13 protein-coding genes are annotated in these 18,017 nt (G+C 73.7%); 8 read left to right on the top strand and 5 right to left on the bottom strand.

All coding sequences use genetic code 11. The features are described from left to right. The first annotated feature begins 234 nt into the window (after positions 1-234). The 8 genes from eccE to OG242_RS24470 all read left to right on the top strand — a co-directional run bounded on the left by eccE (position 235) and on the right by OG242_RS24470 (position 11,336). Positions 235-1,389 carry a type VII secretion protein EccE gene (eccE, locus tag OG242_RS24505; RefSeq protein ID WP_405901716.1) on the top strand — a complete coding sequence of 385 codons (1,155 nt, stop codon included), beginning with the start codon at positions 235-237 and terminating at the stop codon, positions 1,387-1,389. Then, a complete protein-coding gene (locus tag OG242_RS24500; protein ID WP_405900197.1) occupies positions 1,386-2,105 on the top strand; it encodes a hypothetical protein in 720 nt (239 codons plus the stop codon). The genes eccE and OG242_RS24500 overlap by 4 nt, the downstream gene beginning before the upstream one ends. Positions 2,106-2,436: 331 nt before the next feature. Beyond that, positions 2,437-5,106, top strand: coding sequence for an SCO5717 family growth-regulating ATPase (locus OG242_RS24495; protein ID WP_405900196.1), 2,670 nt, complete (start codon positions 2,437-2,439; stop codon positions 5,104-5,106). A 197-nt stretch (positions 5,107-5,303) separates the two neighbouring features. Next, positions 5,304-7,187, top strand: coding sequence for an ABC transporter substrate-binding protein (locus tag OG242_RS24490; protein WP_405900195.1), 1,884 nt, complete (start codon positions 5,304-5,306; stop codon positions 7,185-7,187). Between the two features lie 99 nt (positions 7,188-7,286). After that, the gene (locus tag OG242_RS24485; protein WP_405900194.1) at positions 7,287-8,366 is read left to right on the top strand and encodes an ABC transporter permease; all 1,080 of its coding nucleotides are present in this window, start codon (positions 7,287-7,289) and stop codon (positions 8,364-8,366) included. Further along, a complete protein-coding gene (locus tag OG242_RS24480) occupies positions 8,363-9,313 on the top strand; it encodes an ABC transporter permease (RefSeq protein WP_405900193.1) in 951 nt (316 codons plus the stop codon). Before OG242_RS24485 ends, OG242_RS24480 begins: the two co-directional genes overlap by 4 nt. Next, complete coding sequence (locus tag OG242_RS24475) at positions 9,310-10,338, top strand: ABC transporter ATP-binding protein (protein WP_405900192.1); 1,029 nt, start codon at positions 9,310-9,312, stop codon at positions 10,336-10,338. The genes OG242_RS24480 and OG242_RS24475 overlap by 4 nt, the downstream gene beginning before the upstream one ends. After that, positions 10,335-11,336: an oligopeptide/dipeptide ABC transporter ATP-binding protein gene (locus tag OG242_RS24470; protein WP_405900191.1), complete on the top strand. Its 1,002-nt coding sequence runs from the start codon at positions 10,335-10,337 to the stop codon at positions 11,334-11,336. The genes OG242_RS24475 and OG242_RS24470 overlap by 4 nt, the downstream gene beginning before the upstream one ends. A gap of 48 nt (positions 11,337-11,384) precedes the next feature. Here OG242_RS24470 and OG242_RS24465 read toward each other — a convergent pair whose 3' ends face one another. The 5 genes from OG242_RS24465 to OG242_RS24445 form a co-directional block, all read right to left on the bottom strand. Continuing rightward, on the bottom strand, positions 11,385-12,338 hold the full coding sequence (locus tag OG242_RS24465) for a bifunctional riboflavin kinase/FAD synthetase (protein WP_405900190.1): 954 nt from the start codon (positions 12,336-12,338) through the stop codon (positions 11,385-11,387). Between the two features lie 43 nt (positions 12,339-12,381). After that, entirely contained in the window at positions 12,382-16,110 is a 3,729-nt protein-coding gene (locus tag OG242_RS24460) for a trypsin-like peptidase domain-containing protein (RefSeq protein WP_405900189.1), read from the bottom strand. A 206-nt stretch (positions 16,111-16,316) separates the two neighbouring features. Continuing rightward, positions 16,317-17,213 carry a tRNA pseudouridine(55) synthase TruB gene (gene truB, locus OG242_RS24455; protein WP_405900188.1) on the bottom strand — a complete coding sequence of 299 codons (897 nt, stop codon included), beginning with the start codon at positions 17,211-17,213 and terminating at the stop codon, positions 16,317-16,319. Then, positions 17,210-17,662, bottom strand: a complete 453-nt coding sequence (gene rbfA, locus OG242_RS24450; protein WP_405900187.1) for a 30S ribosome-binding factor RbfA — start codon at positions 17,660-17,662, stop codon at positions 17,210-17,212. Before rbfA ends, truB begins: the two co-directional genes overlap by 4 nt. A 22-nt stretch (positions 17,663-17,684) precedes the next feature. After that, complete coding sequence (locus OG242_RS24445; RefSeq protein ID WP_018521454.1) at positions 17,685-17,981, bottom strand: DUF503 domain-containing protein; 297 nt, start codon at positions 17,979-17,981, stop codon at positions 17,685-17,687. Positions 17,982-18,017 lie beyond the last annotated feature (36 nt).

Genomic DNA, 18,017 nt, shown 5'->3' with positions numbered 1-18,017 from the left:
CCGTGCCGCACACCGGCGGGCGCTCAGCCCGGCGGCGCTTCCCGCCACCGGCGACCACTATGCCGCCTGGGCCTGCGCGTTGAATGAGGAGCGGTACGCTGTGCGGTCCCGTCGGAGGCCCCGGCGGGACGGGCGCGGCGCGGGACGGGCCGGCATGGACGGGGGCATGTCACGATGGCGACCAGGGGCGGCGCGCGCTGGAACCGGCGCGCGGGACCGATCGGAACTTTTCGATTGCAACAACTGGTGCTGTTCGAAATCGCGGCCGCCGTACTGCTGTGCGCCTGGGTCATCGGGCCCGTACTGCTGGGGCCCGCGGGGATGACGGCCGCGGCGCTCGTGGTCCTCGCCGCCGCGCGCAGGCGCCGCCGCTCCCTCCCGGCGTGGCTGGGCACGGTCGTCGCGTTGCGGATGCGGACCCGGAGAGCCGCCGCGCGGCCGCCGGTGACGGGCGCCGTCTCCCCGTTGACCGAGTGCCTACCGGCCCTGCACACCTGCTCGTTCACGCACCGCGACCGGCGGCCGGTCGGCATGGTCGGGGACGGTACGCACCTCACCGTGGTGCTCCGGGTCGACGCGGAGGACACGGTGCTCCGGGCGGACCGGACGGTGCGGCCGCTGCCGCCGGGGCTCGTACGGGAGGTGATGGACGTCGACGGCATCCGGCTGGAGTCGGCGCGGATCGTGCAGCACACCCGGCCCGCCCCCGCCCCGCATCTCCCCGGCGATGCGCTCGCCACGCTCAACTACGCGCCACTGCAGGCCCGTACGGGGGCACCGGCGGTGCGTCTGACCTGGATCACGCTGACGCTCGACCCGGAACTCTGCCCGGGTGCCGTACGGGCTCGTGGCGGCGGCCTCACCGGGGCGCAGCGGTGCCTCCTGCGGGTGGCCGAGCAGTTGTCCGGCCGGCTGACCGGGGCGGGGTTCGGGGCGACGGTGCTGACGGAGCCGGAGCTCGACCAGGCGCTGGCCACTGCGGCCTGCGCGGACCTCGCGGCGACGGCCCGCCCCGACGGTTCCGCGCCGCCCGTCCGCCGCACCCGGGAGTCTTCGCGGACCTGGATCTGCGACGGGCGCTGGCACACGGCGTACTGGGTGCGCCGCTGGCCGCGCTCCGGCAGCGCGCCGATGCCCCGGCTCGTCGCGCTGCTCACCTCGGTCCCGGCGCTGGCCACGACGTTCAGCCTCACCCTGGCGCGGGGCGACCGGCAGGAGGTCGCAGCCGCGGGCTACCTCCGGATCAGCGCCCACAGCGGTGAGGAACTGCGCTTCTCACGAGGCGAGTTGGAGCGAGTCGCGCGCGGGGTCCGGATCTCGCTCGTGCGGCTCGACCGCGAGCAGCTGCCCGGGGTGCTCGCCACGCTGCCGCTGGGGAGGGCGCGTTGACCGCGCCGACCGGGCGCGGGCGCGGCAGGCTGGGCTTCGGGCCCGTCGGCCCGCGCCGGCGGCGGTACACCATTGGACCCGAGCAACTGGATTCGCTGACTTTGCCGGTGGGCGACGACGGGGTGGTGATCGGTGTGGACGAGCGGGGCTTCCCCGCCGTACTCGGTCTCAACCGGCCGTCCGCGTACGACATCACGCTCGTCGGCGGACTCTGGACGGCACAGGTGCTCGTCCTGCGGGCAGCGGCCACGGGTGTGCGGATCGTGGTGGAGACGGGGCGGGCGCCTGCCTGGGCGGGCCTGGCGCGGGCCGCCGGAGGTGGCTGCGTGGCACTGCACGAGGTCGGCCGGGTGCCCCCGCCAGGCGCGTCGGCGGCCTCGCCGGTCGTCGTGGTGCGGGACTGCGGCATGCGGCCGCCGCGCGGGCGGGCCGTGCCGGGGCCGTGGCAGTCGGTGGTGACGCTGCTGCCGTATCTGGGCCCGGCGGCGCCCGGTCTGCTGGAGAAGTCGTCGCTGGTCGGCGTCCAGCGCGTATCGCCCGAGGAAGCGGAACAGGTCGGGCACCTCATGCGGCTGCCGGCCGGTGCGGTCCGCGCGCTGCCCGCCCTGGAGGACGGGGCCACCCTCTGGTGCACACGGCGGGAGAGCCGGCTGGTGACGACCCGGCCGACGGACGCCGAGGCGGGACTGCTGGGCACCGCACGCCGGCTGGACTGAGGGGCCCCGGCGCCCTAGGTGACCGACGCCGGCCGATACGAGGTCGAGGCGGTCGGGAATCCCCGCACAGTTGTGCACATTTGACCGGTTTGGGTTCCATTCCGCGTCGCACTCAGTCCACTTGGGTGCAGTACGTGACGTACGGGACAGCCTTCGCGGCGCCGTACGGCCTGCCGTGGCGGCCCTCATGGCGATTAGGGTGGGTCCGGACGCGACAGAGAACCTGTGGGCAGGCCATGTGCGTCCCAGGGGGGAGAGCCGGGCGGTTCGCGTTACGGGAACGCCCCCACCCACCACGGCACAAGGGTGCTCGACCACACCAGGAGGCAAAGTGAACGGCGATCGGGACGAGATGCGCGGGGGCTGGGACAGGCCCGTCGACGAGTCGTCCGACGCGGAGCCCGCCGACTCGACGGGTGAGTTCACCATCGACTACACCCCGCCCGCCTGGTACACGCAGAACGCACCGGGCGACTCCTCGGGCGACACCGGTACGCCGCCGGCGTCGCCCCCGCCGCCGAGCGGTGAGCCGTTGCCGGTGCCCCCGCCTGCGGCGCACCGCGGCTTCGACCCCGACTGGACCCCGGCCCCGCCGGAGCCCTCCGACAGCGGCGACCTGGAGAGCGGCGCCACGATGCGGTTCTCGGCCGCCGCGCTGAAGCGGGAGATCGAGGAGCGGGGGGCGAAGGCGGACGCCGAGGCGGGGGACAGCGGTGCGCCGTCCGGTGCCGATGACGACTCCGCCGCGGCCGGTTCCGACGACCCGGTGGCGGGTACGCCGGGTGCGGACGCACGGGACGACGCCCCCGGCACGGTCTTCGGCTTCGAGCCCGATGAGGACGCGGAGACCCCGGCGCCGTCGACGGCGCGCGAGGACGACGACGACGCCGCCGCGACGGGCTCCGCCGAGGCGGACTCCCCCGCAGCCGGCTCCCCCGCAGCCGACTCCCCCGGGGCGGACGACGACGCGGAGACCGACGACGCGCCGTCGGACGACGCCGCTGCGGACGCCGCGCCGTCCGCCGGCGCGCCGCAGGACACGCCGCCCTGGACCCCGGCCCCGGCACCGGCCCCGTCGCAGAGCGGCCTCCCGCCGCTGCCGCCTGCCTTCCAACCGGCCGCCCCGCAGCCGCAGGCCCCCGAACCGCAGGCCGCCCACCCGGCACCGCCCCCGGCCCCCGCTCCGGCCTCCACGCCGCCCCCGGCTCCGCAGCCCGGTTACGGCTTCCCGCAGCAGCCCCAGCAGCCGGCGCCGCAGCCCCACCCCCACCAGCCCGCCCCGGCGGCCAACCTCCCGGCGCAACGCCCGCAGCCGCCCGCGCCACAAGCCCCGCAGGCCCCCCAGCCGCAGGCCGCCTGGCCCGCCCAGCAGCAGCCCCACCAGCCCCACCCGCAGGGCGGCTACGGCTTCCCCCAGGCCCCGCAAGCCCCCCAGGCCCCCCAGCCACCGGCCGGGGACGGCACCCCGAACCTCCCCGCACAGGTCCAGCCCCAGCCCCACCAGCAGCACCAGCCCCAGCCCCAGCCGTACTCTCAGGGCCAGCCCGTCGACCCGCGGGTGGGCAGCGCGTGGCCGTCGCCGGTCGCCCACGATCAGCGTGAGCGTTCCGTGCCGGGCGCACCGCTGGGGTACACGGCGGCCGTCGAGCTCACGGCCGACCGGTTGATCCGGGGGAAGCAGAAGACGCGGAGCAGCCGCAATTCTTCGGGCTCCTCGCGTTTCAAGCTGGGCGGCAAGAAGGAGGAGCAGGAGAGGCAGCGCAAGCTCGACCTCATCCGTACTCCGGTGCTGTCCTGCTACCGGATCGCGGTGATCAGCCTCAAGGGCGGCGTCGGCAAGACCACGACGACCACCGCGCTCGGCTCGACCCTGGCGAGCGAGCGGCAGGACAAGATCCTCGCCATCGACGCCAACCCGGACGCCGGCACGCTGGGCCGCCGGGTGCGCCGCGAGACCGGGGCGACCATCCGCGACCTGGTCCACGCGATCCCGCACCTCAACTCGTACATGGACATCCGCCGGTTCACCTCGCAGGCGCCCTCCGGTCTGGAGATCATCGCCAACGACGTGGACCCGGCGGTCTCGACGACCTTCAACGACGAGGACTACCGGCGCGCGATCGACGTGCTCGGCAAGCAGTACCCGATCATCCTCACGGACTCGGGCACCGGTCTGCTGTACAGCGCCATGCGTGGCGTGCTGGACCTGGCCGATCAGCTGATCATCATCTCGACGCCCTCGGTCGACGGCGCCTCCAGTGCCTCCACCACCCTGGACTGGCTGTCGGCGCACGGGTACGCGGAGCTGGTACAGCGGTCCCTCACCGTGATCTCCGGAGTCCGCGAGACCGGAAAGATGATCAAGGTCGACGACATCGTGCAGCACTTCCGGACGCGCTGCCGCGGAGTGGTCGTCGTGCCGTTCGACGAGCACCTGTCGGCGGGTGCGGAGGTCGACCTCGACATGATGCGGCCGAAGACCCGGGAGGCGTACTTCAACCTCTCCGCCCTCGTCGCCGAGGACTTCGCACGCGCCCAGCAGCAGCAGGGGCTGTGGACGCCGGACGGCAGCCCGCCGCCGCAGTACGCGCCACCGCTGCCGGGCCAGCAGGTCCCCGGACAGCCGATGCCCGGTCAGCAGGCCCCCGGCCAGCAGCCGTACGCACCCCAGCAGCCCCAGCACCCCCAGCAGCCGGGGCACCCCCAGTACCCCGGTCAGCCGTACGCCCCCCAGCCACCCGGTCAGCCGTACCCACAGCAGCCGTACGGCGGCCAGCAGCAGCCCTATCCCCAGCAGCCGGCACCCGGCGCCGGGCAGAGCTGGCAGCAGCCCGCCGGCCAGCAGCCGTACCCGCAGCCCCAGCCCCACGGCGACCAGCCGGGTCACCCCGGACAGCAGGTCCAGCCGGGGCAGCCCGGACAGCCCGCGCACCCCGAACTGCAAGGTCCCGTACCGCCCGCCGGATGGCAGCAGCAGCCGCCGCCAGCGCCTCAGCAGTAGGGCGTCAGAGGTCTGAACCAATGAGGGTCCGCATCGCCTCCGCGATGCGGGCCCTTTTGGCATATCCGCAGACCACACGCCGTTTCGGGGACCGTTGACGCGGCTCGACCACCGCTGATAGACCTTCGCATCACCAGCCGGCGAACCAGAGTTCAACCCGCCTTCTCCGTGCGAGTCATGACGCGAGGTCCCTGACCATGGTCGTAAGAGTTCCACCACCCTCCGCCCAGCCACGCTCCCGTCTGCGTGTGCTGCTGGCCTCCGGTGCCGCCGCGCTCGCTCTCGCAGCCGGGTCCGTCGTACCGGGCATGCCCGTCGGGGCCGCGCCCCAGCAGGCGCAGGCCGCCGACAGCGGCAGCGAGACCGGCAAGACACTCACCGTCGCGGTCGCGCAGAGCGTCGACTCCCTGAGCCCGTTCCTCGCCCAGAAGCTCCTGAGCACCAGCGTCTCGCGGCTCATGTACGACTTCCTGACGAACTACGACGCCAAGGACAACCACGCCGTCCCGGGGCTCGCCACCAAGTGGGAGCCGTCCGCCGACAAGCTGACGTGGACGTACACCATTCGGGGCGATTCGAAGTGGTCGGACGGGCAGCAGGCGACCGCCGAGGACGCCGCCTGGACGTTCAACAAGATCATGGACGACGATGCCGCGGCCCAGGCCAACGGCAGCTTCGTCACCAACTTCAAGAAGGTGACGGCTCCCAGCCCCACCGAGCTCGTCATCGAGCTCAAGGAGCCGCAGGCCACCATGGCCGCGCTCGACGTGCCGATCGTGCCGAAGCACGTGTGGGAGAAGGTCGGGGACTTCTCGAAGTTCAACAACGACACGAAGTTCCCCGTCGTCGGCAACGGGCCGTTCATCCTGACGGACTACAAGGTCGACCAGTACGTGAAGCTGAAGGCCAACAAGGACTTCTGGCGCGGGGCACCGAAGTTCGACGAGCTGGTCTTCAAGACGTACAAGGACCAGGACGCCGCCGTCGCCGCCCTCCGCAAGGGCGAGGTGTCCTTCGTCGCCGGTTCGCCCGCGCTGACACCCGCCCAGGCGAACTCGCTCAAGGGCGACAAGAACATCAAGGTCAACGAGGGGCCCGGCCGCCGCTTCTACGCGCTGGCCACCAACCCCGGCGCGCAGACCAAGGACGGCAAGAAGTTCGGCAACGGAAACAAGGCGCTGCTCGACCAGAAGGTGCGCCAGGCGCTGTTCCTGTCGGTCGACCGCGAGGCGCTCATCGACAAGGTCTTCCAGGGGCACGCCGTCGAGGGCAAGGGTTACATTCCGCCGCGCTTCTCGGCGTACGCCTGGGAGCCGTCCGCCGACCAGGCCCTGAGCTACGACCCCGACAAGGCGGCGAAGCTGCTGGACGAGGCGGGTTACAAGCTCAAGGGCGACCAGCGCGTCGGCAAGGACGGCAAGCCGCTCGACCTGCGCATTCTGTGCCACGCCACCGATCCGAACGACAAGGCGGTCGGCAAGTACCTGAAGGAGTGGTGGGGCAAGCTCGGCATCGGGCTGAAGGTCGACTGCCTCGACGACGTCTCCGTGCCCTGGTACGCCGGTGAGTACGACCTCGCCTTCGACGGCTGGTCGGTCAACCCGGACCCGGACTTCGTCCTCGGCATCCACACCTGCGCGGCCCTGCCGACGAAGGCCAAGGCCAGTGCGACCACGGACAACTTCATCTGCGACAAGAAGTACGACGAGCTGTACAGGAAGCAGCTCGCCGAGTACGACCCCGCGAAGCGCGCCGAGATCGTCGGGCAGATGCAGTCGTGGCTGTACGACTCCGGGTACATGAACGTGATGGCGTACCCGAACGCGGTCGAGGCGTACCGCACCGACCAGATCAAGTCGATCACGACCATGCCCGAGGCCGCCGGCAACATCTACGGCCAGGACGGCTACTGGAGCTGGTGGTCGGCCGTGCCGGCGAGCGGCAGCGGCGACTCGGACAGCGACAGCTCCGGCTCCTCGACCGGTGTGATCATCGGCATCGTGGTCGCGGTCGTGGTCCTCGCAGGTGGCGGGTTCCTGATCTCGCGGCGTCGCCGCACCACCGCGGACGATCGCGAGTAGGTTCTCGAACGGGATGAGAGGAACCGGCCGGCGCGGGTGCGGTACGAGACCCGCACCGGCCGGTTCCTCCAGGAACGACACGAGTAACGAGAGTTCCCCATGACAGCAGACAGCACTCCGGCGCTCGTGCAACAGGCGGACGCGGCCGAGGACGGCCCTCCGGCCGGCCCCTCGGCCGCACGCGGTCCACGGGCGCGCAACACCAAGGCCTATCTGAAATACGTGGCCGCCAAGATCGCGGGCGCCGTCGTCTCGCTGTTCGCGGTTCTGGTCACCAGCTTCTTCCTCTTCCGGCTCATTCCGAGCGACCCGGTCAAGCAGATGACGGGCGGCCGTCCCGTATCGGCCGAACAGCTGGAATCGCTGCGCCACCAGTTCGGGCTCGACCAGCCGATGTGGCAGCAGTTCACCAGCTACATCGGGGACGCGCTCACCGGCGACTTCGGTGCCTCGTTCGCGTACCACGCACCGGTCATGGACAAGATCGTCGAGAAGCTGCCGGCGACGCTGCTGCTCACCGGCACCGCCTATGTCCTCTACAGCCTCATCGGCATCTGGCTCGGCACCCGCACCGCCTGGCGCAACGGCTCGGCGAGCGACCGGTTCAACACCGCGCTCGCGCTCACGCTGTACTCGGTGCCGTCGTTCTGGCTCGGGCTGCTCCTGATCATCGTCTTCTCCGTGGGCGTCGGCCCCATCCCGGGCATGTTCCCGACGGGCGGGATGGCGTCGGGCGACACGAGCGGCTTCGGCTACGTGATCGACGTGGCGCACCACATGGTGCTGCCGGTCATCACCCTGGTGGCGGTCGGGTACGCGCAGACGCTGCTGGTCATGCGGTCCTCGCTGCTGGACGAGATGGGCAGCGACTACCTGACGACGGCCCGCGCCAAGGGGCTGCGGGACGACACCGTACGGCGCAAGCACGCCGTGCCCAACGCGATGCTGCCGACCTTCACCCTGATGTTCGTCAACCTGGGGCATGTGGTCGCCGGGCAGATCCTGGTGGAGACCGTGTTCTCCTGGCCGGGGCTCGGCTCCCTCTTCTACCAGGGACTGAGCACCCCCGACCTGCCTCTCGTCCAGGGCCTGTTCTTCGTCTTCGCCACCGCGGTGATCCTGGCGAACACCCTTGCCGATGTGCTGTATCCGCTGCTCGATCCCCGGGTGGGCCGATGACCACGACCGATTCCATGCCGACGCCGGCCCCGGCGCCGGCCCCGCCCGAGCCGGCCAGGAGCGCCCGCGCCCTGGCCCGGGCCCGCAAACGCCGGTCCGTGGCCCGCTTCTGGCGGGAGTACCGCACGCACAAGGGCGGGATGTGGGGCCTGGCCGGCCTGATCCTCATCGCGCTGACCGCCCTGGCGGCGCCCCAGCTCGTCGGCGCCGACTCGGAGAGCGTGACCGAGGCGCCCGGCGGCGCGCTCGAGTCGCCGAGCGGGGAATTCCCGCTGGGCACCGACCAGTTCGGACGCAGCGTGCTCGCGCTCCTGGTGTGGGGGGCGCGCGTCTCGCTGACCGTGGGGCTGCTCGCGGCGTTCCTGTGCGTCGCCATCGGCACGGTCGTCGGGATCGTCGCGGGTCACTTCCGCGGCTGGTACTCGACCGTGCTGATGCGGGTGACCGACTGGTTCCTGGTGATGCCGACGCTGGTGCTGGCCGTCGCCCTCGCCTCGGTGATGGACCGCTCGCTGTGGACCATCGTCATCGCGATCGGCGTCACGACCTGGCCGACGACCGCCCGGCTGGTGCGGGCGCAGACCCTCGCCGTGGAGTCCCGCCCGTACATCGAACGCGCCCGCGCACTGGGCGGCGGCCACGGCCACATCATGGTGCGGCACGTCCTGCCGAACGTGATGCCGCTGGTCCTCGCCCAGACGACGCTGGCGATCTCCAGCGCGATCCTGAGCGAGGCCACGCTGGCCTTCCTCGGTCTCGGCGACCCGACCATCACCTCCTGGGGCAGCATGCTCCAGGACGCGCGCGCCGCGGGGGCGGTGAGCGCCGGCGACTGGTGGTACCTGGCACCGCCCGGCATCGCCATCGCCCTCGTCGCGCTGGCGTTCACGCTGTGCGGCCGCGCCATCGAGTCCGTCCTCAATCCCAAGCTGGGGGTGGCCCGTTGAGCACGACGAGCATCCGCAAGACGCCTCTGCTGGAGGTACGCGACCTGACGGTGACGTACGCCGGCGGGGCGCAGGCCGTCCGCGGGGTGAACCTGGAGGTCGAGGCGGGACGCAAGCTCGGCATCGCCGGGGAGTCCGGCTGCGGGAAGTCCACGCTGGCGCTGGCCCTGCTGCGGCTGCTGCCCGCGGGTACGAAGGTGACCGGCGAGATCCTGCTGAACGGCGAGGACGTCCTCGCGATGAAGTGGGGCCAGGTCAGGGCCGTGCGCTGGGCGGGCGCGTCGATCGTCTTCCAGGGCGCGATGCACTCGCTGAACGCGGTGCACCGCATCGGGGACCAGATCGCCGAGCCGATCCTGCTGCACCGGAAGACGACCCCGGCGGCGGCCCGGAAGCGGGCCGGTGAGCTGCTGGAGCAGGTCGGCCTGCCCGCGGCCCGGACGGACGCCTATCCGCACGAGCTGTCCGGCGGGCAGCGCCAGCGCGTGATGATCGCGATGGCGCTGGCCTGCGACCCCGGTCTGATCATCGCGGACGAGCCGACGACGGCCCTGGACGTGATGATCCAGGCCCAGATCCTGCGGTTGATCGAGGAGCTCGTCTCCGAACAGGACCTCGGCCTGATCATGATCAGCCACGACCTCGCGGTGCTGTCCGACACCTGCGACCGGCTCGCCGTGATGTACGCGGGCCGGGTCGTCGAGCAGGGTCCGGCGTCCGAGGTGTACGAGAACGCGCACCACCCGTACAGCAGGGCCCTGTCGGGCGCCTTCCCGCGCATCGGGGACCCGGCGTCCCGGTTCGCGCCGCAGGGCCTGCCCGGCGACCCGCCCGACCCGTCGGCGCTGCCGGCCGGCTGCACCTTCCACCCGCGCTGCGCGCTGGCCCTGGACTCCTGCTCCACGCTGGACCAGGAACTGCGGGACGCGGGCCCCGGGCGGCAGGCGGCGTGCGTGCTGGTGGGTCCGGAGGGGGCCGCGGCGCCGGTCCTGCCGGGCGCCGAGGAAGCAAGGAGCACATCATGACGACGACCCCCGTGGACCTGCTCAGCGCGCAGGGGCTCCGGATCACCTTCCCCGGCCGGCACGGCGCCGCGCCGGCGCGTGCGGTGGACGGCGTGGACCTGGACATCCGGCCCGGCGAGATCGTCGCACTGGTCGGCGAGTCGGGGTGCGGCAAGACGACGCTGGCCCGTTCGCTGCTGGGCCTGGTCCCGCCGACGGCCGGTCAGGTCACGTTCGACGGGAAGCCGCTGGACTACGGGAGCCGGGCGCTCAAGGCGTACCGCAAGCGGGTGCAGCTGGTCCTCCAGGACCCCAGCGGCTCGCTGAACCCGCGCCACACCGTGTACGAGGCGGTGGCCGAGGGGCTGCGCATCCACGGCTACGGGGGCGACGAGCGGCAGGCGGTGCACGACGCGCTGTCCCGGGCCGGGCTGCGGCCCCCGGAGCGGTTCTTCCTGCGCTACCCGCACGAGCTGTCCGGCGGTCAGCGCCAGCGGGTCGTGATCGCGGGGGCGCTGGTCCTGGAGCCCGAGCTGATCGTGGCGGACGAGCCGGTGGCCTCGCTCGACGCGTCGGTGCGCGGCGAGATCCTGGCCCTGCTGCTGCGGCTGCGCGAGGAGCTGGGGCTTTCCGCGCTGGTGGTGACGCATGATCTCGGTCTGGCGTGGAACATCGCGGACCGGGTCGCGGTGATGTACCTGGGCCGCATCGTGGAGACGGGTGACGTCGAACAGATCCTGACGGCCCCGCGCCATCCGTACACCCAGGCGCTGTTGTCGGTGCTGCCGGAGGCGCCGGGCGATCCGGTGGTGCTGACGGGCGAGCCGCCGGACCCGTCCCGGGTGCCGTCCGGCTGCCGATTCCACGCGCGCTGCCAGGTGCTGGCCTCGGGCGAGGCGGAGCGGGCGGGCGTCGCGGACCTGTGCCGTACGAAGGACCTGCCGGTGCTGGCGGGCGGCGGGGAGACCCAGGTGGCGTGCCACTGGGCCACCGCGAAGGTGGCCGCGCCCGCGTCCTGACGGGCGTGCGGGTTTCCCGGCCGCACCGGCCGGGAAACCCCCGGGCGGTCAGTGGCGCCCGGCCGCCTCGATCAGCTCGCTGCACCGCTTCACGTCGGCGGCCATCGCGACGAGCAGGTCGTCGATCGTGTCGAACTTCAGCATCCCGCGTACGTACGCCAGGAAGTCCACGGCCACGTGCAGGCCGTACAGGTCGAGGCCGACGCGGTCGATCGCGTATGCCTCCACCGTGCGCTCGGTGCCGTCGAACTGGGGGTTGGTGCCGACCGAGATCGCGGCGGGCATCGCCTCACCGTTGGCGTGCAGCCAGCCCGCGTACACGCCGTCGGCGGGGATCGCGGTGTGCGGGAGGGTTTCGACGTTGGCGGTGGGGAAGCCGAGCTCGCGGCCGCGCTGGGCGCCCCGGACGACGACGCCCTCGACGCGGTGCGGGCGGCCCAGGATCTCGGCGGCCCCGGCCACGTCCCCCTCGGCGACCAGGCGACGGGTGAGGGTGGAGGAGAACGGCTCGCCGCCGCCCGCCTCGCCGCTCACCCGCAGGTCGATGACCTCGACGCGGTAGTCGTGGTCGGCGCCCAGCTCGGCCAGCAGCTCGACGTTCCCCGCGGCCTTGTGGCCGAAACGGAAGTTGGGGCCCTCGATGACCAGCTGGGCGTGCAGCTTGTCGACGAGCACCTTCGCGATGAAGTCGGCCGGGGCGAGCCGCGAGAACTCCGTGGTGAACGGCAGGATCAGCATCGCGTCCACGCCGAGCTCCGCCATCAGCTCCGCGCGCCGGTGGTGCGGGGCGAGCAGCGGCGGGTGGCTGCCGGGGCGGACGACCTCGCTGGGGTGCGGGTCGAAGGTCACGACGACCGAGGGCACGCCCAGCTCACGGGCCCGTTCGACGGCCCGGCCGATGATCAGCTGGTGTCCGCGGTGCACTCCGTCGTACGAGCCGATGGTGACGACGCTGCGCCCCCAGTCCTGGGGGATGTCCTCCAAGCCTCGCCAGCGCTGCACTCTGACCGCTCCTCGCCCGAACCTGTGTACGTGGTTATGTCGCTTACGCAGGTCTAAGACTGCCATGCTCACGCCCTGCGGCCTGCATCGGCATGGGCATCGCGGCCCCCAGGCCCTCCACCGTCCGCCGGGCGCTGGGGCCGACCACGGCCGCCCACTCCTGCGGCGCCTCGGCCAGCCAGCCCGAGACCAGGGCTCCGAACCCCGGGGCCTCGCGGACGAGCGCGACCAGCCGCCGGTCGAACAGTGCGGCCCCTTCGGGGGTACGCACGAGCAGCATCCCGGTCCGGTGCACCAGCGCCCTCGTGCGCACCGGCGACCGGCCGCCGCAACCGGCCGCGGCTGCCCGCAGCAGCGCTTCCAGCACCACCGGGTCCGGGCCTCCCCCGCCCTGCTCGAAGTCCAGCAGCACCTCCAGCAGCTCGTCCCGGGTGGCCTGGGAGGCGGGGCCGCCCGGCGTGGCGAGCACCGCGGCCAGCGAACCCCGCACCGGCGGGGCCGCCGGGCGGGGCCGGAGCAGCCCGGTGAGCAGCGGCAGCAGCAGGGCGCGCGCGGCGGGCCCGTGCTCCAGCCTGCGGTCGAGGTACGCGGCGGTGTGCGCGGTGTCCTCCGGGTGGCCGTCGGCATAGGCGCGTACGAGTCCGGCGGCGCGCAGCGCGAGTTCGGGCGCGTCGATCCCGGCCAGGGCCCGCAGCACCTCGTCCGCCCCCTGGTCCGGCCGCGCGAGCCGGTCCCGGTACGCGCCGACCACGGCCTCCGGGTGCGTGGGCAGGGCGGCGGCGAGCGCGGCGGCCGGCACCCGCACGTCCTGCGGCCCGGCGGCGGTGAACGCGCGGAGGGCTTGCGGCAGGTAGCGGTCCCGGGTCCGGGGATCGGCGACGAGCAGGGCGAGCACCGACCCGTGCAGCTCGCTGTCGGCCGGGCGGGCCAGCACCGCGAGCGCGGCCCGGCGCAACCGGTCGCGGTCGTCGTCGAAGGTCAGCCGGTGCGCGACGAGCGTCGCGTACGAGACGGCGGCGACGCGCCGGCTCCGGCGCTCCTCGTCCCCGGCCCACCGCTCGACGGCCCGGCAGAGCGCGGCGGGCTCGTCCTCGGCGAGCGCGGCGAGCAGTTCCTCGGCCCGGGGGTGCCCGGCCGAGACCAGCGCGTCGGCGAGGTCGTCGAGGGCGAGGTCCCGGCGGGCGTACAGCAGCGCCTGCGCGGCGGCGGCGACGGTCGGCCGCACCGCCGCGTCCGGCCCTGCGGCGAGCGCCCGCTCGTCGCTGAACCAGGCGCACAGGAGGGGCATGACCGTAAGCGGCTGGGCGGCGAGCCGCCGGTCGACGGCGTCCAGGAACCGCGCCTCGCCGCTCCCGGGTGGCCCGTCGGCGGGAACGAGCCGCCGGAACAGGTCCATCCGGTCCGCCTCGGGCAGCCGCAGCCCACGCCAGAACCAGGGCCCGAACTCGGCGTACGCCCCGCGCGCGCCGCCCTCGTCGCCGGAACTGCGCACGACGCGCCCTGCGAGCAGCCGGAGCACGCCGAGATACGGCCGCGCGTCGGGGACCCGGAGCAGCGTCTCGCCGAGCAGCCGAGCGGCCCACCATCGGGGGTCGGAGAGGGGCCGGGCGCGCCCGGGGGCCACCTGGCCGCCCGGGTCCGCCGGCCCACGGCTGAGGGCGGCCTGCCCGGAAACGCGGTGCGCGTGGGCGGCCGGGGAACCTGCGGGTGCTCCGGCCACGCCGAGGCGGTCCGGGCCGCCGGCCTCCGGTGCCGCGGCGTCAGCCACCGCCCCCTCCGGCAGCCGGTCCAGCGCATCGATCAGATCCGCCAGCCGGTGGGCCAAGGCGGCCGTGCCGTGGCGGCGGGCCAGCAGGAGCAGGGCCTGGATCACCGGGCCGATCCGGTGCCGGGGTACGGGAAGGCTGCGCGGGACCGCCGCCGGGGAATCCGCGGCCGCCTCGCCCCGGCGGGGGCGCGGGACGCGGCCGCCGTCCTCTTCCGGCGACGCGTGCCACCGGTGCACCAGCGCCCGCAGCGCCGCGTCCAGATCGAGGTGGGTGCTCTGGATCCAGTCGCCCACCTCCTCGTGCGCGAAGCGGTAGCCGGCGCCCGCCGGGAGGAGGAGGCCCTCGGCGAGGACCGCCTGGGCCCAGCCCGTGCGCCAGGGGAACAGCTCCTCGAAGGCGGCCCGGTCCAGCTCGCCCTGTCCTGGGCCGAGGCAGCGCCGGGCCGCCTCGTGGACCTGGCCCGCCACCCGGGCGGCCAGGCGCCGCACCGCCGGGCCACCGGGCCGGGTTCCGGCGGCGATGCGGACGGCGATGCGCAGGCACATCAGGTCGAGGTGGGCGGCGAAGACCTCCTCCGTGCCGGGGCGCCCCGGCGTGTCCGGCGGCAGGGCCCCACGTACCTCCGCGAGCAGCCGGAGCGTCAGCGGATGGCGGTCGTGGCCCGCGGCGAGGGCGTCGGGCGGCAGGCCGAGCCGTTCGCGGGCGCGTTCGGCCTGGCCCGCGGTGAAGTCGGTGACGCGGAGGGCCGGGGGCAGCCGCCGGGCGGGCCTGGCGGGCCGGTGCAGCGCGCCGGGCGGGCAGAGCGCACCGGCCGTCTCCCAGTGCTCGGGGCGGCAGCCGACGACGAGCCGGGCGCCGTTCTCGCGGAGCCAGCCGACCGTGGCGGTGGTCCAGCCGGCCGACCGGTGGGCCAGGACGGGCGGCATCTCCTCCGGGGCGTCCAGCAGGACGAGCAGCGGCACACCGGAGTCGGCGGTCAGCCGGGCGACCCGCTCGGGGGTGGCGCTCACCATGTCGCCGCAGGCCCCGGCGGCGCTGACGATGCGCCCGGCCTGCCGGAGCGTACGGGCGACCGCGTCTGCGACGGAGGTGTCGTCCGCGAGGAGGTCGGCGCCGCGCAGCCACAGCGTGGGCGCGGGCACCGGGCCCGTCGCCCGACGCGCGGCGATCGCGGCGAGCTCGGTGGTGCGGCCGGTGCCCGGCTCGCCGACGAGGCCCAGGACCACGGCGGACTCCCCCGGGCCGGCCGTCGCGAACGCCTCTGACTCGGCGCGGATGCCGGGTCGCTCCACCGGGTCGTGCGGGCCGCCGGGGCCGCCCGCCGAGCCGACGGACATGGCGGTGAGCTGGAGAGCCCCGGCGAGGTTGAGATCGGGGCCGTAGCCGGGGACGGTCGCGGCGTTGCGCCGCAGCAGCTCGCCCAGCGGCCCGTCGGCGGGCGCCCCGGCCAGCGGTGCGGCGCAGCCGGCGGTGGCGTGGGAGGCGCGCAGGGCGAGGCCGAGGACGGCGATGACGGCCCCGCTGTCCGGGTCGAGCACGGGCCCGCCCACCGCCGCGCCGCCCAGCCGGAGCGCGTCGCTGCCGTCCGTGCCGAGGGCGAGCTCCAGGGCGTGGTCGATCCGGTGGGTGCGGCCGCGGCTGGTGTACGTCACCGGCGTGCGGCCCAGGACGCGCGCCTCGCGCAGACCGTGCGCGGCGACCGTCACATACGTGCCGGGGTCGATGCGCTCCCGTACGCGGATGGGCAACGGCCGGACGCCCAGGGTGTCGGGACCTCCGGTGGGCAGGAGGGCGAGGTCCCATTCGGGCACGGCGGTGATGTCGGCGGCCTCGACCCGGTGGCTGCGGCCGCCCATGCCGTGCAGCAGGAGGTACGGAAGGCCGTCGACCGCCTCATGGCTGGTGACGACCGTCCCCCGGTCGTCGGCGACGAAGCCGGTCCCTCGCGGCCGGCCGGCCGGATCGCACAGTCGTACCAGCGTCGTCCGGTCCCCGCATCCCATGATCCGACGGTAGGCCGCCGAAGATCCCCGCGCGGACCACTCCGGGCGAAAGCGCCCCCGTCACCCCCCTGGTTCACTCCGAGCGCCTGCCCGTTGGGGTGAATCCGGGGCGTTCGCCGGACAGAGTTACCGGTGGGGGATCGTGGAGCGGGCAAAGGGTCTCTGCCCGCTCCACGATGAGGGTCCGGCCGGTGGTGGAGGACCGGTCAGCCGAAGACGGCGAGGCTCTTGGCCTTGCCCTTCTGTTCCTCGACGAGGACCAGGAACCGCCCGTCGGGACCGAAGACGGCGACCGGCCCCGGCGGATGGGCCGGCATGTCCAGCCGTACGCCGTTCAGCAGCAGCCCGGCCCGCTTCTCGTCGACGTCCCAGCGGGGGAACGCCGACGCGGCGGCCTCGGCCACCGGCATCACGGCCAGCTCCTCCTGGTGCTGGTCGAGCGTGCGCGCGGCGTCCAGACCGTAGGGGCCGACGCGGGTGCGCCGCAGGGCGGTCAGATGGCCGCCCACCCCGAGCCCGGCGCCCAGGTCACGGGCGATGGCCCGGATGTACGTCCCCGAGGAGCAGACCACCGAGACGACCAGGTCGAGGACCGGCGTGCCGTCCTCGGCGACGGCCTCGCGGACGTCGTAGACGCGGAAGGACGAGACGGTCACCGGCCGGGCCGGGATCTCGAACTCCTCGCCGCCGCGCACCCGCGCGTAGGACCGCTTGCCGTCGATCTTGATGGCGCTGACCTTGGACGGCACCTGCATGATGTCGCCGGTCAGCTCGGCGACCCCGGCATCGATCGCCTCGCGCTTCACACCGGAGGCGTCGGCGGACGAGGTGATCTCGCCCTCCGCGTCGTCCGTGACGGTGTTCTGGCCGAGCCGGATCGTGCCGAGGTACTCCTTCTCGGTCAGCGCGAGATGGCCGAGGAGCTTGGTGGCCCTCTCGACGCCGAGCACCAGCACGCCGGTCGCCATCGGGTCCAGGGTGCCGGCGTGGCCTACGCGACGGGTGCGGGCGATGCCGCGCATCTTGGCGACGACGTCGTGCGAAGTGAAGCCGGACGGCTTGTCGACAATGACCAAACCGTCCGGCGTCTTGTTCTGCGTCATTCGGAGGCTGCGTCCTCGTCGGTCTCGTCCTCCGGCTTGCGGTACGGGTCCGCGTCGCCGGCGTACGCGGCGCCCGAGGATGCCTCGCGCACCTTGGCGTCCGAGGCCCGTGCCCGGTCGAGGAGGTCCTCGATGGCCCGGGCGTTCTCCGGGAGCGCGTCCGCGACGAAGGTGAGCGTCGGGGTGAACTTCGTCCCCGCCGCCGAACCGACCGCGGACCGCAGGATGCCCTTGGCGCTCTGCAGGCCGGCCGCGGCGCCGGCCCGCTCCTCGTCGTCGCCGTAGACCGTGTAGAAGACCGTGGCCTCCCGCAGGTCACCGGTGACCCGGACGTCCGTGATGGTCACGTGCGTCCCCAGCCGCGGGTCCTTGATGCCGCGCTGCAGTTTCCCGGCGACCACCTCCTGGATGAGGTCCGCCAGCTTCTTAGCCCGCGCGTTGTCGGCCACTGGTCCGTCTCCTTCGCCTTGCTCAATCGTCTTCGTCGCTGTGCAGCCGCCGTCGTACGGACAGCAGCTCCACTTCCGGCCGGGCGGCGACGAGGCGCTCGCACCGGTCGAGTACGTCTGTGAGGTGCCGGGTGTCCCCGGAGACCACGGCGAGGCCGATCTCGGCCCTGCGATGGAGGTCCTGCCCGCCCGTCTCCGCCGCGCTCACCGCGTATTTGCGCTGGAGTTCGGCGACGATGGGGCGGACCACGGAACGCTTCTCCTTCAGCGACCGTACGTCGCCGAGAAGCAGGTCGAAGGACAGTGTCCCCACATACATGTATGTCCGGATGTCCCGCCGGTTCGGGTTCGCGCC

The organism is Streptomyces sp. NBC_00727, assembly GCF_045161745.1.
Classification (GTDB): domain Bacteria; phylum Actinomycetota; class Actinomycetes; order Streptomycetales; family Streptomycetaceae; genus Streptomyces.
Note: the sequence above shows the minus strand (reverse complement) of the source record. Positions and strands in the feature narration are given on the sequence as shown.

What these genes read in the sequence shown, in the direction of transcription:
- OG242_RS24490 (WP_405900195.1), top strand. Translation starts at nt 5,304, where the DNA reads ATGGTCGTAAGAGTTCCACCACCCTCCGCCCAGCCACGCTCCCGTCTG.
- OG242_RS24485 (WP_405900194.1), top strand. Translation starts at nt 7,287, where the DNA reads ATGACAGCAGACAGCACTCCGGCGCTCGTGCAACAGGCGGACGCGGCC.
- OG242_RS24480 (WP_405900193.1), top strand. Translation starts at nt 8,363, where the DNA reads ATGACCACGACCGATTCCATGCCGACGCCGGCCCCGGCGCCGGCCCCG.
- OG242_RS24470 (WP_405900191.1), top strand. Translation starts at nt 10,335, where the DNA reads ATGACGACGACCCCCGTGGACCTGCTCAGCGCGCAGGGGCTCCGGATC.
- OG242_RS24460 (WP_405900189.1), bottom strand. Translation starts at nt 16,110, where the DNA reads ATGGGATGCGGGGACCGGACGACGCTGGTACGACTGTGCGATCCGGCC.
- truB (WP_405900188.1), bottom strand. Translation starts at nt 17,213, where the DNA reads ATGACGCAGAACAAGACGCCGGACGGTTTGGTCATTGTCGACAAGCCG.
- OG242_RS24445 (WP_018521454.1), bottom strand. Translation starts at nt 17,981, where the DNA reads ATGTATGTGGGGACACTGTCCTTCGACCTGCTTCTCGGCGACGTACGG.